This window comes from Vibrio syngnathi, from assembly GCF_002119525.1.
In the GTDB taxonomy this organism is placed as follows: Bacteria; Pseudomonadota; Gammaproteobacteria; order Enterobacterales; family Vibrionaceae; genus Vibrio; species Vibrio syngnathi.
The window spans coordinates 844,155-858,696 of record NZ_CP017917.1; the positions used below are offsets into that span (position 1 = coordinate 844,155).

General features: G+C 42.9%; 11 protein-coding genes. 2 read left to right on the plus strand and 9 right to left on the minus strand.

What is annotated here, in order from left to right; all coding sequences use genetic code 11:
* The first annotated feature begins 1 nt into the window (after position 1).
* Together K08M4_RS18700 and K08M4_RS18705 are read left to right on the plus strand one after the other, a co-directional pair.
* Positions 2-2,437, plus strand: a complete 2,436-nt coding sequence (locus K08M4_RS18700) for a VolA/Pla-1 family phospholipase (protein ID WP_086050969.1) — start codon at positions 2-4, stop codon at positions 2,435-2,437.
* Positions 2,438-2,656: 219 nt separating this feature from the next.
* On the plus strand, positions 2,657-3,214 hold the full coding sequence (locus K08M4_RS18705) for a PhnA domain-containing protein (protein WP_009845316.1): 558 nt from the start codon (positions 2,657-2,659) through the stop codon (positions 3,212-3,214).
* 85 nt (positions 3,215-3,299) lie between these two features.
* Here K08M4_RS18705 and K08M4_RS18710 read toward each other — a convergent pair whose 3' ends face one another.
* The 9 genes from K08M4_RS18710 to K08M4_RS18750 form a co-directional block, all read right to left on the minus strand.
* Complete coding sequence (locus tag K08M4_RS18710; protein ID WP_086050970.1) at positions 3,300-4,460, minus strand: BamA/TamA family outer membrane protein; 1,161 nt, start codon at positions 4,458-4,460, stop codon at positions 3,300-3,302.
* A 254-nt stretch (positions 4,461-4,714) separates the two neighbouring features.
* Positions 4,715-5,623, minus strand: a complete 909-nt coding sequence (locus K08M4_RS18715; RefSeq protein ID WP_086050971.1) for a LysR family transcriptional regulator — start codon at positions 5,621-5,623, stop codon at positions 4,715-4,717.
* Between the two features lie 158 nt (positions 5,624-5,781).
* Positions 5,782-6,207 (minus strand): hypothetical protein, encoded by a 426-nt coding sequence (locus K08M4_RS18720; protein ID WP_086050972.1) that lies wholly within the window; start codon positions 6,205-6,207, stop codon positions 5,782-5,784.
* A gap of 16 nt (positions 6,208-6,223) precedes the next feature.
* Positions 6,224-7,396, minus strand: coding sequence for a patatin-like phospholipase family protein (locus K08M4_RS18725; protein WP_086050973.1), 1,173 nt, complete (start codon positions 7,394-7,396; stop codon positions 6,224-6,226).
* Between the two features lie 224 nt (positions 7,397-7,620).
* Positions 7,621-8,478 carry a pyridoxal kinase PdxY gene (pdxY, locus tag K08M4_RS18730; RefSeq protein ID WP_086050974.1) on the minus strand — a complete coding sequence of 286 codons (858 nt, stop codon included), beginning with the start codon at positions 8,476-8,478 and terminating at the stop codon, positions 7,621-7,623.
* A gap of 200 nt (positions 8,479-8,678) precedes the next feature.
* Positions 8,679-10,277, minus strand: a complete 1,599-nt coding sequence (locus K08M4_RS18735) for a bifunctional aspartate transaminase/aspartate 4-decarboxylase (protein WP_086050975.1) — start codon at positions 10,275-10,277, stop codon at positions 8,679-8,681.
* Between the two features lie 87 nt (positions 10,278-10,364).
* Positions 10,365-12,080: an aspartate-alanine antiporter gene (aspT, locus tag K08M4_RS18740; RefSeq protein ID WP_086050976.1), complete on the minus strand. Its 1,716-nt coding sequence runs from the start codon at positions 12,078-12,080 to the stop codon at positions 10,365-10,367.
* 379 nt (positions 12,081-12,459) lie between these two features.
* Entirely contained in the window at positions 12,460-13,368 is a 909-nt protein-coding gene (locus K08M4_RS18745) for an IS5 family transposase (RefSeq protein ID WP_086050977.1), read from the minus strand.
* 63 nt (positions 13,369-13,431) lie between these two features.
* Positions 13,432-14,349, minus strand: coding sequence for an IS5 family transposase (locus K08M4_RS18750; RefSeq protein ID WP_086050978.1), 918 nt, complete (start codon positions 14,347-14,349; stop codon positions 13,432-13,434).
* Positions 14,350-14,542 lie beyond the last annotated feature (193 nt).

A 14,542-nucleotide genomic window follows, 5' to 3' on the forward strand; every position in this document is an offset into this window, starting at 1 on the left:
CATGAAAAAGTTATTTAGTGTTTCGCTGCTTGCTTCAGCGATGTTTCTTGCTGGTTGTGGTGATGACTCTTCGAGTTCAGGTGCTGCAACAGCGATTCAATATGAGCAATACATTCAAGATTCACTTGCTCGAACAACAAGTATTAAGTTTCATCTAAGTGGTGCTAATAAAGCGGTTCCATTGCCAAGCTTCGCTCTGATGGACGCGACGGATGGCACTCTTGGGTTACCAACGGGTGGTAAAGATTCATTAACTAACCCAATTGCGGCAATGAACACAATGGATGGTTGGTCTACTTCGATGCCAATCGTAATGAATTTCGAAGGCACAGGTCTTGCCGACGGTGTCGCGACTGGTGGTGTTTATATTCTAAAGCTTAGCAGTTCACTTACATCCACAACACCACCAACGGTTGAAGGTGTGTTGACTCTAGGTACGCACTTTAATGTGTTATCTAGCGCTGCAACGGATGCCTTTACTATTGTATTTAAAGATTCACTCGATGCTTCAAGCGAATACGTGTTGGCATTGTCGAATGAGCTGACAGATGTCAATGGCGATCCGGTAGGAATGTCGTCAAGCTACGCGGCTCTTAAATCAAGTTCAGTCACGTATACTGACGGCAGCTTAGCTCAGGCACAAAAAGTAACTCAGGGTGTTGAGAAAATCTTTGCAGGGGCGAATGCAGCCGGCAAGGTTAGCCTTGATACCAAAGACATTATCTACTCGACGTGGTTTACTACCGAATCTGTTGGCAGTTCCCTTTTCGCAACAAAAGCAGCAACAGCGACCGGGTTGGCTTCTGCGAACCTAAATGGCGTATGGAAAGACAGTGCAAACCCTAATTCGGTTGACCTTAAAGACGCTTACACTATGTCGTTTAATCCTGCGGTAACATTCAAAACAGCATTAGCAAATGACACTGATTTTGATAAATACATTGGTGGCGGCGACTCGACTAAGATTGCTAAAGCTAAATTTGCTATTGGGGCGATGTACGATGCATCAAGTGCAGATGTCAATGTAAGCCAAGGGTCAGTTAAGTTACCGCATTACCTTGAGACAAGCAGCAAATGGAATACTCAGCCGTTTGAATCCGCTATGCCTAGCCTAGCTAAGGTTTCAAATGCTCTAAGTAATAGTGCAGAAAAGGCGAACATGGCCGCTCAACTTATTGCTGCTGGTATTGATGCAAGTATATTAGCGACGAGTCAAACAGAGCAGCTTAAACTCATTGGTTTAAACCTGACTCTTAAAGATGGTTCAGCACTTGATAGCGAGCGAGTCATCACCAAATACTCACCTGTTCCTCAAGTTAAATCATTAGAAGACGTCGAGTTCTTACTGTTTACGCCAAATGGTTCTGATCCTACTAATGTTGTGATCTACCAACACGGCATCACCTCAGCGAAAGAAAACGCTTATGCTTTCGCTTACAACCTTGCAAAAGCAGGTGTAGCTGTATTGGCGATTGACTTACCGCTCCACGGTACACGTAGTTTAGATGATACTCGTTCGGCAAACGCTGACGTGTTAGCTTATCTGAACTTAGCGAACTTACCCGTCGCTCGCGATAACGTACGTCAAAGTGCACTTGATGTAATGGGCTTACGTGCATCTTTAGCTGTTTCATTAAAAGATCTCAGACTTAATACTTCTCCATTGAAGGCCTTTAACCTAGCTACTGGCTCACAAGTGAAGTTCTTAGGCCACTCACTCGGCGGTATTGTTGGAACGACGGCAGTTGCAGCGTCTAACCGTACTCTCGGGAGTGTCGCGGCTAATTCGCTTTACTCATTCAGTGCAGCAGCCATAGAAAACTCAGGCGGTCAGATATCGAACCTTCTACTGGGTTCTACAGAGTTTGGCCCTCAAGTTAAGCACAGCGTTGCATTGAGCGCTTCAACTGAATACGCAGGTTTCGCTACCGCGAACTGTGGAAGCCTCTCTAGCAAACAGTGCTACACAACGTTTGAAGCAAACGCGACCGTTGCACAGAAAGCAACCATGACAGCCGCTTTTCAACAGTTCGCTTACGCTGCACAAACGGTGTTAGATACTGTTGATCCATTTACCAATGCTGCTTATCTGGTTGCTTCTGGCTCACCTGTTCTGCCTATTTATATGGGGCAAGTACAGGGCGATGACACGGTTCCAAACACGGTTCCAAACGCTCCGTTCGCGGGAACGACTCCGTTAGCAGCTAAACTTGGCTTAAAGGTCGTTGAATCAAAAGATATGACTATTGATGGAGCAAAGGACTTTGTTAAGTTCGGAGATGTTGCTGCGCACAGTACGTTTGTGATACCGCAAGATAAAACGACCCCGACACCTTTGGACGCGGGTCATCATGTAAGCATGCAGACACAAGCTGTAGACTTCTTAATAGACAACGCGTTAACTTCAGCATCTATTACTGCTTCTTTCTTGGAATAAGAATAGTTGCAACTAAACAAATGCCAGCCTAACCGCTGGCATTTTTGTTTCTATCACCAAACAAACATCCCTAGTTAACCGTTTGCATAAAACGTTAAAACACAAATGGTTGATCTCGGCTAAAATTAATCAAGACAGAATACCGTACGACCTCTTTCTTTATTGTAAATAAAGTGGATAATAGCCCCGTAATTAATACCTAATAAATGTGAGTCCATTATGTCTTCTGAAGCTACTATGCTAGAACGCTGCCAATCTAAATGTGAACTATGTGGTTCTGATTCTTCTCTTACTGCGTACGCAGTGCCGCCACACAGCCACGTAACAGTGGATCACGGCATCATGGTATGTGACAAATGCCTTGGTGAAATTGACGAGCCTAAAGATATCAACCACTGGCGCTGCCTAAGCGACAGCATGTGGAGTCAAGAGGCACCAGTTCAAGTAACGGCATGGCGTCAACTTACTCGTCTGAACACTGAAAGCTGGGCTCAAGACGCACTAGACATGATGTACCTTGAAGAAGAAACATCAGTTTGGGCACAAATCGGCATGTCTGCTGATGACAAGCCTCTTGATGTGAACGGCGTTGAGCTTAAAAAAGGTGACGACGTAACAGTAATCAAAGACCTGCCAATCAAAGGCACTAACCAAGTGATTAAGCAAGGCACTGTTATTCGCGGCATCAGCGTCGGTGACGATCCTAAGCTTGTTTCTGGTAAAACAAACGGCGGTCAATCAATGTACGTAATCGCTGAGTTCTGCCGTAAGAAGTAATTCTTCTCTTAGCTGAACAAAATCTCAAAGGCGCTAATGAATAATTAGCGCCTTTTTAAATTGGAAAATTCAAACCAATTTTTTATCAGAATCCACTGCCTATATTAAAGTAGACGGCACTTTCTTCGTGGCTTTGTGCGTAATCCATCCCGATATGTAAACCATACCTGCGAGCAATTTGATAACGAAAGCCTACTCCACCTGCATTCACCTTGTTACTTTGATCAGCTCGCTCCGTTGCTTTTCCTGAACCATAGAAGCCTGATACTTTCCAACGATGACTAATACTGTAGGTCAGCTGCCCTTGGAGGGTTTCAATTTCATCCCCTTGATAGCGAAATGAGGAGACACCTCTTAACTCAACATATGGCTTAGCTGTTGGAGAAACGAACCCATCACCTTGCTCATAATTTTGATAGTTACCCGCTAAACCAAGTGTCCACTTTTCTGACACTGGAATGTAACCTTCCGCCTCAACATTGAGATTTCTGTAATTTGAATCACTGCCAATCGCATCATCAAAGACCATGTAGTCTGCAGAAAATCGGTATCCTTTTGTTGGGTAAAACAAGTTGTTTCTTGTATCAAATTCAGCTTCAATACCTAAGCCCGATGTCACTGATTCAGTGCCTAGCGTAAGCTCCATTAACTTATCGACCAAACGATTATCAGCTTCGATCTTAGATTTAGCCAAAAGCTGTTTTACACCAATCATCCATGGCGTATCCCCAATTCTAAATTGTACCTTTTGTGAAAGTACGGCCACTGAAGTTGATGTGCCAAACTTAAGGTCCAGCTCTTTCCCACCCAAAGAAAGTTGCTTATACAAATCAATATTCGCAACACCAAAACCGCCGCCACCAATATAACGAATTGAATCATTCATCCATGAACGTCTGTGGCCACCAAAAACAAACCAGGTTTCATTTTCAGTTCCCAAAGCACCAACCACACTCATCGCAGATGGAACAAGTTGCGCACCACCATCAATAGCCTTTAACGCTGCTTCTTTACGAATTCGTTTTTCTTCTTCGCTCTCGTGTAAAAACAATCCAGCAACACCACCACCGTAACCCACCGCAGGCTCGGTAATTAGTATAGGTATAGGTAAAAACCCCGTTGCGTTTTCTGCAATGTGATGGCCCATATCAAACTGACCATCCACAGGGTCGTAAAAGGATGCCATAGAAGTTAAAGGGATTAATAAGGAGCTTGAGAATAGTGCAAGCACACCACAACGGTTCATATAAATTGCCTCAAAAAAACCGAGGCGCGAGCCTCGGTCGAAAGTTTGCTTCCGTGCAATAAACATTGAAATTAAGAACTTTTACTGCCAAGAGAGTTCCTCGCCAGCACAAGTAGAATAGTTCTATTCATACGTTTTCCCTACTCTCATATAGAGGGTGTCATCCTACAACTGAAATTAATATGCAGATAATAGATATAAAAAAGGCTCATACAAAATGAGCCTTTATCGAAAAGCTAACTATGTACTCTTTTTCACTCATCTCTCTTTAACGCTTGGGTGACGTGTTCTTTGATAATAGACAAGATCGATAACTTCACTTCACTTATTTGTTTAGAATGATTGCACCAAAGAGCAAAGCCAAACTTAAAACCATGTTCCATTTCAGATGATTGTATAGCTTCAACGTCGTAATGCGAAAATTCAGAATAAGCAAATGTTTTTGGTAGCAATGCCCACCCTAAACCAGCTTCAACCATTTTGATAACTAACGCTAATTGGTCGACTTCTTCATTGTCAGAACTCACGGTTATTTTTTCGGACATTTCTTCTTCAATGAAGGATTTTAAGACAAACTGCTTCGCATTTCTTAGCGCTAAAAGTACATCTTCTTTTGCCAAAGACGAAAACTCGCCATTTTTTTTAACGAAAGGGAAAAATTCTATATGGCCTAAAAAAGTGGCATCAAAACTGTGTATTCCACGACTGTCATGCACGTTGACCAGTCCAAAATGATACTCGCCACTTTCAAGGCCTTGCTTAATGTCTTTTTTATTTCGGACTAGAAAATTTACTCGCATCATAGGAAAATCACGACGTAACTTCTTTCGAATATCCACAAGTATTTGGTGAGGTATTACACTTGAATAAGCAAAAGTAATACTTTCCAATCCGCCATAAGACAAGCTCAAAGCGACCTTGTCGAAAGTTCGTGCTTGTTCAATCGTTTGCTTAGCATAATGATAAAGGTGATGACCATCCTCTGTCGGCTTAACCGATCGTCCTACTCTTTCAAAAAGGTTTACTGCGAGTTGGTCTTCAAGGTTCGTAATCACCTGTCCGATTGTCGTTCTGTGCTTATTAAGCTTAACGGCAGCCTTGCTAAAAGACAGTTGTTCATAAACGGTAACGAATGCGAGAAGTTGTTCAATGCTAAAATTCATTTTGCTGTGCTTACTTTTAGTTGTTATATATTTAAATTATCACAGGTTGACGAAATATCTACTTTTTCAGAGTAATAATATTGAAATGAATTCGTCTGGTTGGAACAAAAAAACCTACTTAAGTCAATAGGTTCTTTCATTGATGTGTAACGAATAACTTAAATGTATTCGATAATTCGAGCTAGGTAGTTAAAGTCGCCTGAGTCACCATGGTAATTGCGATAAACATCGACACTGAAATATTTAGGTTGATCTGCTTGAATGTGTTCAGCAATACGCTGCTCAATAGACTCTAGAGTTTCACCCGTTTGCGAATAAATGTATTTCTTGATGCTCTTTTGAAGCTGGCGTTGCTTGGCTTCTTTGTGTGTCACGTAATTGTTCACCTCAACCCATTGACCAATGTAATCAATCGCCACGTAGTCTGAACCCTCTTCGACCATGATTAGCGCCGCTTCTTGCTGAACGTCGGCCAGTTGTAACATGTCGTTATCGACTTTTTGCTGATCCATTGAGGTCGCGTTTTGTGCCATTGCAACGCTAGACGTTGCCAAGATAAGTAGCGTTAATGCTGTTTTTTTCATTTTACAATATCCCTGATTAAGGTAATTCGGTTACCCAAGGTTTACCCTGAGTTGCTTTGTGATAACCATATTCGTATATAGTTAATAGGTAATGTTCGTCAAACATGTCCTTGGTTCGTTTGGCGTAACCAAAGTCGTGCTCGATGTAGGTGAATTGCATATCAATGTTGTTAATTTCACTGATGTATTTCATTCGATATAAGTCACCACGCGTTTGTGCAAGCGTTAGGTTTGATACGCTCTTTGCGACCAAATCGAGTCCCTTATCTCTCAGAGAGTGATACGGTGCTTTCAGCGCGCCATTTCGAATAACATCGAGCTGTGGTGATGTTTTTAACCCAAGTGCATCTGAGATCTGTTGATAGTCGAAGTTTGAGGGATTGAAGAACACTTGAGTCGCTAAACCACCATCGACGTGCAGTTCTTCAAAAACTTCGCCTTCATGTTCTACATCGATGAACTGCGGTGGGAACACACCAGGAATAGACGCACTTGCGGCCAACACCTTATATATGAGTTCAGACTTATCTGGCATGTCGCTATTTGCTATTGCACCTACATTCCAAATGACAAGCTCACCAGAATCAAAATGAGTGCTACCAATAAACAGACGTTTGCCGCTGCGATGTCGCGCTGCGATTTGCTCAATCATGGGTTCAGGGAACGCCTCAGCAATAAACTGGTACAAGTTTTCGCCATCGGTAAACGCATCTTTAAAGACGGTGTTCAAAAAATTCTTTTTACCGAGTACGGATTTATCGTTTATGTTCAACATCACGTCCTTCATCTTAGAGAACGCATCTCCCCCGATGAACACAAACGGTGCCATTAACGCGCCTGCGCTGATTCCTGTCACAATGGAGTAATCTTTCAGCTGGCCTGACTCTTCAAGCCCTATCAAGATACCGGCACCAAAAGCTCCGTTAGCACCACCTCCCGACAAGGCCAAGATGTTCAATTGGTCATCTGACACAGTAATCGGCGTGGTTTGATCCGCTGAAGAGTATAAGAAGTCTGGCGACTCACTCGCCCAAATACGCAGTGGCTCTGCTACTGATGATGCATCCTCTACAATGACTTCTTTGTAATTGTCTTTGTTTACGCGTACATCCAGTGTGTGAGGTGAACTACAAGCCACTACCAAGAGTGACAAAGCAACGGTAAGACCCGAAGAGATTAGACGGTTCATATTTAGGCTCATTTAGTAGTCTCTAAATTGATTCAGAGTCTCTGTTTAATAAATAAAAAAACTAAAAAACAGAGAGGTTAATAAATAGGGATAAAGTGAAGTCCATCTCTTTGTAGTCGTAATATAGCTAGTATCCGGCTTAACTCGTAATCTCGTTTGTAGGACGCTACCCATCGAATAGTCGCCCCCCTTACTGACCTTAAGCACTGTTGGAGTTAATCGCTCTAGCCTATTTTGACCACGTTGAAATCGTGGGTAGGCTCTACAAATTCATACTGAGCATTGATTGTTTGTAGTTCCCAAGTGCCATAGCTCTTAGTCAGCTCCAACACACCATAAACCGCGTTGTTTGCATGACGGAATGCAGCCACCGGAGACATTCTTTTCATTAATCCCGCTGTAAATAAGCCTGAGATAAGGTCGCCAACACCAACTGGCTGTTTATCAAATTCGATATTCGGCCGTTGAGCTAAATAGCATGCCTTTTTCGTTGCGAGGATCATGCTGAACGCATCATCGGGTAATGAGTGTAGATGTTTCACTAGCACCATCTTTGGCCCAAGTTCCAGTGCCTTCTTACAGGCTGTAACCGCATCATAAAGCGAGTGGATTTTGATACCGGTCAATTCGCTCAGCTCAAATTGGTTTGGCACGATGACATCGGCAATAGGCAGCAAGTGATTGATAATGGCAGTTTTAACGCCATCCTCAACGATACAACCTTTATCTGGATCACCCATTACAGGGTCACAAATATAGAGTGCACTGTGGTTCTTTTCTTTAACTAGATTAACCGACTCAGCAACCGCTTTACATTGGTCTGCGCTTCCCTGATAACCCGATAGGATCGCACCGCAGTCTTTCAGCGCGTTGATGTTGTCTAGGCCTCGAATCAAGTTTCGAATATCATCTGAGCCAAATGTTTGCCCAGTCCAACCTTGTTGATATTGAGTGTGATTAGAGAACTGAACAGTATGGATTGGCCACACATCGAGTCCCATTCTTTGGATTGGAAAAACCACAGAACTGTTGCCTGCATGCCCATAAACCACGTGAGATTGAATAGAAATAATGCTTTTCATGCGTCGCTCTTTCAGTTTGAAATGGATTTGATTATTTAGATAAGACGACTAAATAAACACAACGATTGCATCCCATAGATAGCTACTTGAACACTGTGCTTATTTGGTCGGAATAGCCTCGACATCGCCGAGGCTTATTCTTAAGTGTTTGAACATAGCTGGCCTAGAATCATGTATTCGATTCTAAGCCTGACTAGAGCTTATGCGCCTTGAAACTCAGCGAAGTGCTCGTCCAACACCTTACGAGTTGCGCGGCCAATCAGTTCGTACTCATGGTGAGTCAGGTTAGCTAGCGATACACGAACAGAAGCGTGTACTACATCGAAGCCTTTGCCTGGAAGCAAGATAACGCCCGTTTCATGTGCAAGACGGAATAGGAAATCTTTACCTTTGCCATTTGATTTGAACCAATCGACAAACGCGTCGCCGTACAACTTGCCACCTAAAGTATCCAGCTCAAGCAGTGTGTAGTAATCAACGCGATCTTTGTTCTCTTCAACTTCAAGACCCATGTTTTTGTAAAGCGTAATGTAGCGTTCACGAATGATGCGTTTGCATGCTGCTTTGTAGCTACCTTCAGAATCCATTAGGCAAGTTAGAGCAAACATCGCCATTTGCACTTGTTGCGGTAGAGATAGACCGGCAGTGTGATTCAAGGCTACGCTACGGCTGTCTGCAACGATGCGGTCGATGAACTTAATGTCACGTGGCTCCGGAGTCAGTGTTTTGTAACGGTCATCAAGTTGACACTGTTTTTCTTCGCTGAAAGAGCTTAGTGCGTCATCAAATACGTTTTTGTGTTGGATACCAATGGTACCTAAACGCCAACCGGTTGCGCCAAAGTATTTAGAGAACGAGTAAACACAAAGTGTGTTGTACGGTAGTTTTGCAAATAGAGAAACGAAGTCATCGGCAAATGTACCGTATACATCATCAGTGATGATGAATAGGTCACTGCGTTGCTCATTCACAAAGTTTGTTAGGTTCTCTAAAGTCTCGTCAGAGAATTTCACTGATGCTGGATTAGCAGGGTTAACGACACAAAGTAGTTTGATGTCTGTATCTGCCAGTTTCTCGATTTCAGACATTGGTAGCTGCCAAGTGGTCTCATCAAGACGCAGCTCAACGATCTCTAGTTCGTACTCAGAAAGCTCTGGAATTTCTAGGTAAGGGGTAAAAATTGGCGTAATTAACGCCACTTTATCGCCTTTTTTCAATAGACCATTATTGAACATCGTTTGGAATGTGTAGGTCATTGATGCCGTACCACCTTCCGTTGCGAACAAGTCGAAATCTGTGGTCATTGGAACTGGGCCATACATCTCTTGTGCAATGTACTGCTTCACCACTTTCTCAATATTAGTCAACATACGTGGTGGTACTGGATAATTACACGCTAGGTAAGCAAGAACGAGTTCGTTTAAGAACGCTTGTTTTTGGATACCTAGACGATCTTTTGCGTAGCTTAGTGCGCGTTCGATGAACTGAACACCTTTGTCGTTTGAGTATTCTTTAGCAAACGTATCGAAACGCTCAACGATACCCACGCCATCAGGGATACCGCCGAAATCACCCCCAAGGTACGCATAGTTACGTTCTGCTTCATTAACAGAGAACTCACCAAGACGAATAAACGCTTTACGTGGCAATGTTGCTAGGAAGTTTGGATTGCCACGACCTGCGTCTAGTAAAGCGCGGTCTGGCACGGCTTGAGCAACTTCAATTAATTTGTCTTTTAATTCAAATGGGCTTAAATCAGCGAATTTTGAAAAGTCGATATTAGTATTTTGTGTAGTCATAATATTTACCTAATTATATATTTGTTAAATTTTGGGAATACTTATCCTATCGACTAAATATTTAGCCGATAAGTTACTGTTTATTATTTACATGCCTGCGTTTAAAGTAATTACACCGACGATGATGGGGCCCCACAATGTAAGTAGGACATTAGCTACTGCGTAAGTTACTGTGAAAGTAAATACAGGTGTTGCATTGCCTGTTTTTTCCATTAATGCCGCAAAGCCAGGGTTTGCGCTGCGTCCGCCAGTCACACAACCTAATGCTTCTACCGGATTCTTAATTTTCAACACAAAGTATGAAAAGAAGAATGATATAAGTTGCGGAATAATGGTTACAGCAGCACCTAAGAACAATAATGACATACCGTGTTCTTTGATGGTGTCAACGGCTTGTGGCCCGGCTTGCAGACCAACAATTCCAACAAAAGCTGCCAGGCCAAAGTCACGAATAAAGTTAACGGCTCCAACTGGAAACTGTGCAATGTGTGGGTTTCGGCTACGAATCCAGCCAACGAATAAACCAGAGATCAAACAACCTGCACCAGAACCAATCGTTACGGGAATACCTGCAATCTTAAAGCTGATCAAACCAATAAGCAGACCAACAACCATACCCAAACCAAGAATAACAAAGTCAGTCATGGTTGCTGACCCCATGCGCTTACCGATGTGTTTTTCAACTCGGTTGATGTCTTGAGCGGTACCGGTTAATTGAATAACGTCGTTTTTCTCAACAATCAGCTCATCAGTAATGGCGACTGAAGCACCTTCTCGCATGTAATCTGTCACATACACGCCGCGGAGTGAGCGTTCGTTTGAGCTGTCTTTGATTTCTCTTAACGAACGACCAATCAGCTTGCGGTTATCAGCGATAAGTTGACGATTTTCTTCAATAACTTCATAGCTTTCCGGTAATACTACTTCATTACTTTGTGCCTTGCTCTGTAGCTCATGAACCGCATTTCTACGGCCGGTAACCACAACAAGGTCGCCCGCTTTAAGTGCAGTGAACTTGTCTGCACTCAACTCTTTTCCGTCGCGCTCAATAAGTTCGATACACGCAGCAAGTGATGATTGGTTCAATTGCGCTAATGTTTTTCCAACCAGTTTATCATCGTGAGTTACTTTAAAAGCACGTGTCACTAAAGCGGTGACTGCGTTGAATTCGCCATCGGCTAAATCACGTTTACCGTTTGAGTTTTTCTCTTCTAGTGCGATAGCTTCAGCTCGAATGTCCCACTTCATCAGTGTTGGGAATACCCAGGTAACCATTAGAATTGGACCTAAAGAACCAAAGATGTATGTTACCGCGTAACCAACCGCTACGTTTGTTTGCATCAGGTGCTTGGCTTCTTCAGATACACCGCCTAAGCGTGCAATCGCATCGCCTGCAGTACCAATGATCGCAGATTGAGTTAAGCCACCAGCCGCTAGACCTGCAGCTGTACCTCTGTCTAGGTCAAATAACCATGCTGCAGCTAATACACAGAGTAAACCGGACACAGTCATCACGACAGCTGAAAGTAATATATTGATGGTTCTAAAGTTAAGTGCTTTAAAGAACTGAGCACCACCTTGATAACCGACTGCATATATAAATAGCGCGAAGAAAATACTTTTCACACCTGGGTCAATATTAACACCAAACTGTCCTATAATTACGCCCATCAATAATGTTCCGGCAACACCGCCTAAAACAAATCGACCAATGGTAATTTTACCAACCATATAGCCAAGAGATAGTGTAATAAATAGAGCGACAAATGGTGCCATGTCAAATAGATTAGAAATAATGTCCATGACAAATTTACTCTTGTTATTAAATAAAAGGAGTAAATAACCTAACGAATAACTTAATATTGATATTTGTTGGATTATTCAAATTAAATAAAGCATCTCGTTGCTTCGAACCAAATATTAATAACAAAAGGTTTAATTATGTAATCCCATTTGACGGATCAAATCATCACTTTGACTATTTGGAGGGAACCTGAAGTATGATTTATATCTAAAGTGGTTGTTTTTACTGCATTTAGTTCAAGGTAGGATAAGTGGATTATTTTCGAAATAAATTTCAAAAAAATGTTTTTATACCCAAAACAGTAACCTAACTACCATGTTCTACGGCGTTGTTGATCAAATCAGCTTGAGGTTCAACGACGCCATATTTGACTAATCGTTAGCTTCTAACAGGCATACCTAGTCCTATGACTTTGTTTATAGCTTTGACATTCGCCATGATTTCTCCCACTTGAGCGTTGTAACATCTCAAGCTCAATTTACCGCTGGTTAGTCCTTTATATCGAGACATTGCGGTCTCAGATATTGAGCGATAGTGGTAACCAGACTCAGATTTCCACTCCGTTATTGTTCCGTTTTTAAGAGCCTCTACAGCTTCATTTCTGGGATGCCCATCTTCCCAAAGCGCCGCATTCTTTCGAGGTGGTATCAACGGAGTACAGCCCTTATTCTTCAGAGTCTCATGGCAACTTTTTGTGTCATATGCTCCATCAGCAGATACTGTATGAATCTTTCTACGTAAAGGGTTGAGTAATGTTGGCAGCACTTCGTTATCGCCAACACTTACAAGACTGACTTCTGCACTAATGGCCTGATGAGTTTCTACATCAACGGCTAAGTGCAGTTTGCGCCAAGTTCTGCGTTTTTCGGCGCCGTGCTTTTTCACCTTCCACTCACCTTCGCCAAAGACTTTGAGACCAGTCGAGTCAATAGCGATATGGCGAATAGCTCCTCTGGATTTGTTACGATATTTGACCTGAACTGTCTTCGAGCGTTTGCTGATACACGTGTAGTCTGGGGACGTCAGTGGAACCTCCAATAGATCAAAGATAGAGTCAATAAAACCTTGAAGAGCACGTAATGGCAGAGAGAAGATCCCCTTAATCATCAAGGCTGTTTCAATCGCGGTATCAGAATACTGGAAACCTCTACCACGCTTACCATGATGGGTTGTACATCGCCATGCATCTATGGCTGAATCATCTATCCAGAACGTAACCGAGCCACGCTTGCACAGAGCCTTATTGTATTCCGCCCAGTTAGTTATCTTCTTTTCCGCTTTACCCATGTCACCACCGTTCTAACCACCATAAAGGATCAGATCACAGGACTTGGAAAAGGTTCAACTGATTTAAGCAACAACGCCTCTAACAGGCATACCTAGTCCTATGACTTTGTTTATAGCTTTGACATTCGCCATGATTTCTCCCACTTGAGCGTTGTAACATCTCAAGCTCAATTTACCGCTAGTTAGTCCTTTATATCGAGACATTGCAGTCTCAGATATTGAGCGATAGTGGTAACCAGACTCAGATTTCCACTCCGCTATTGTTCCGTTTTTCAGAGCCTTTACTGCTTCATTTCTGGGATGCCCTTCTTCCCAAAGCGCCGCATTCTTTCGAGGCGGTATCAACGGAGTACTGCCCTTATTTTTCAGGGTCTCATAGCAACTTTTTGTGTCATACGCTCCATCGGCAGATACGGTATCTATCTTTCTACGTAAAGGGTTGAGTAATGTTGGCAGCACTTCGCTATCGCCAACACTTACAAGACTGACTTCTGCACTAATGGCCTGATGAGTTTCTACATCAACGGCTAAGTGCAGTTTGCGCCAAGTTCTGCGTTTTTCGGCGCCGTGCTTTTTCACCTTCCACTCACCTTCGCCAAAGACTTTGAGACCAGTCGAGTCAATAGCGATATGGCGAATAGCTCCTCTGGATTTGTTACGATATTTGACCTGAACTGTCTTCGAGCGTTTGCTGATACACGTGTAGTCTGGGGACGTCAGTGGAACCTCCAATAGATCAAAGATAGAGTCAATAAAACCTTGAAGAGCACGCAATGGTAGAGAGAATATCCCCTTAATCATCAATGCAGTTTCAATCGCTGTATCAGAGTACTGGAAGCCTCTACCACGCTTACCATGATGGGTTGTACATCGCCATGCATCTATGGCTGAATCATCTATCCAGAACGTAACCGAGCCACGCTTGCACAGAGCCTTATTGTATTCCGCCCAGTTAGTTATCTTCTTTTCCGCTTTACCCATGTCACCACCGTTCTAACTACCATAAAGGATCAGATCACAGGACTTGGAAAAGGTTCAACTGATTTAAGCAACAACGCCATGTTCTACTGGCTTAGGGCACCAAAAAAAGACGTGGTCAGCACAGTCACCTAATAAAGTCAGATCTTTGATGGATCTGACCCTCTATAAGCGATTGTCACAATAAATCGAATTC

What these genes read in the sequence shown, in the direction of transcription:
- K08M4_RS18700 (WP_086050969.1), top strand. Translation starts at nt 2, where the DNA reads ATGAAAAAGTTATTTAGTGTTTCGCTGCTTGCTTCAGCGATGTTTCTT.
- K08M4_RS18705 (WP_009845316.1), top strand. Translation starts at nt 2,657, where the DNA reads ATGTCTTCTGAAGCTACTATGCTAGAACGCTGCCAATCTAAATGTGAA.
- K08M4_RS18710 (WP_086050970.1), bottom strand. Translation starts at nt 4,460, where the DNA reads ATGAACCGTTGTGGTGTGCTTGCACTATTCTCAAGCTCCTTATTAATC.
- K08M4_RS18715 (WP_086050971.1), bottom strand. Translation starts at nt 5,623, where the DNA reads ATGAATTTTAGCATTGAACAACTTCTCGCATTCGTTACCGTTTATGAA.
- K08M4_RS18720 (WP_086050972.1), bottom strand. Translation starts at nt 6,207, where the DNA reads ATGAAAAAAACAGCATTAACGCTACTTATCTTGGCAACGTCTAGCGTT.
- K08M4_RS18725 (WP_086050973.1), bottom strand. Translation starts at nt 7,396, where the DNA reads ATGAACCGTCTAATCTCTTCGGGTCTTACCGTTGCTTTGTCACTCTTG.
- pdxY (WP_086050974.1), bottom strand. Translation starts at nt 8,478, where the DNA reads ATGAAAAGCATTATTTCTATTCAATCTCACGTGGTTTATGGGCATGCA.
- K08M4_RS18735 (WP_086050975.1), bottom strand. Translation starts at nt 10,277, where the DNA reads ATGACTACACAAAATACTAATATCGACTTTTCAAAATTCGCTGATTTA.
- aspT (WP_086050976.1), bottom strand. Translation starts at nt 12,080, where the DNA reads ATGGACATTATTTCTAATCTATTTGACATGGCACCATTTGTCGCTCTA.
- K08M4_RS18745 (WP_086050977.1), bottom strand. Translation starts at nt 13,368, where the DNA reads ATGGGTAAAGCGGAAAAGAAGATAACTAACTGGGCGGAATACAATAAG.
- K08M4_RS18750 (WP_086050978.1), bottom strand. Translation starts at nt 14,349, where the DNA reads ATGGGTAAAGCGGAAAAGAAGATAACTAACTGGGCGGAATACAATAAG.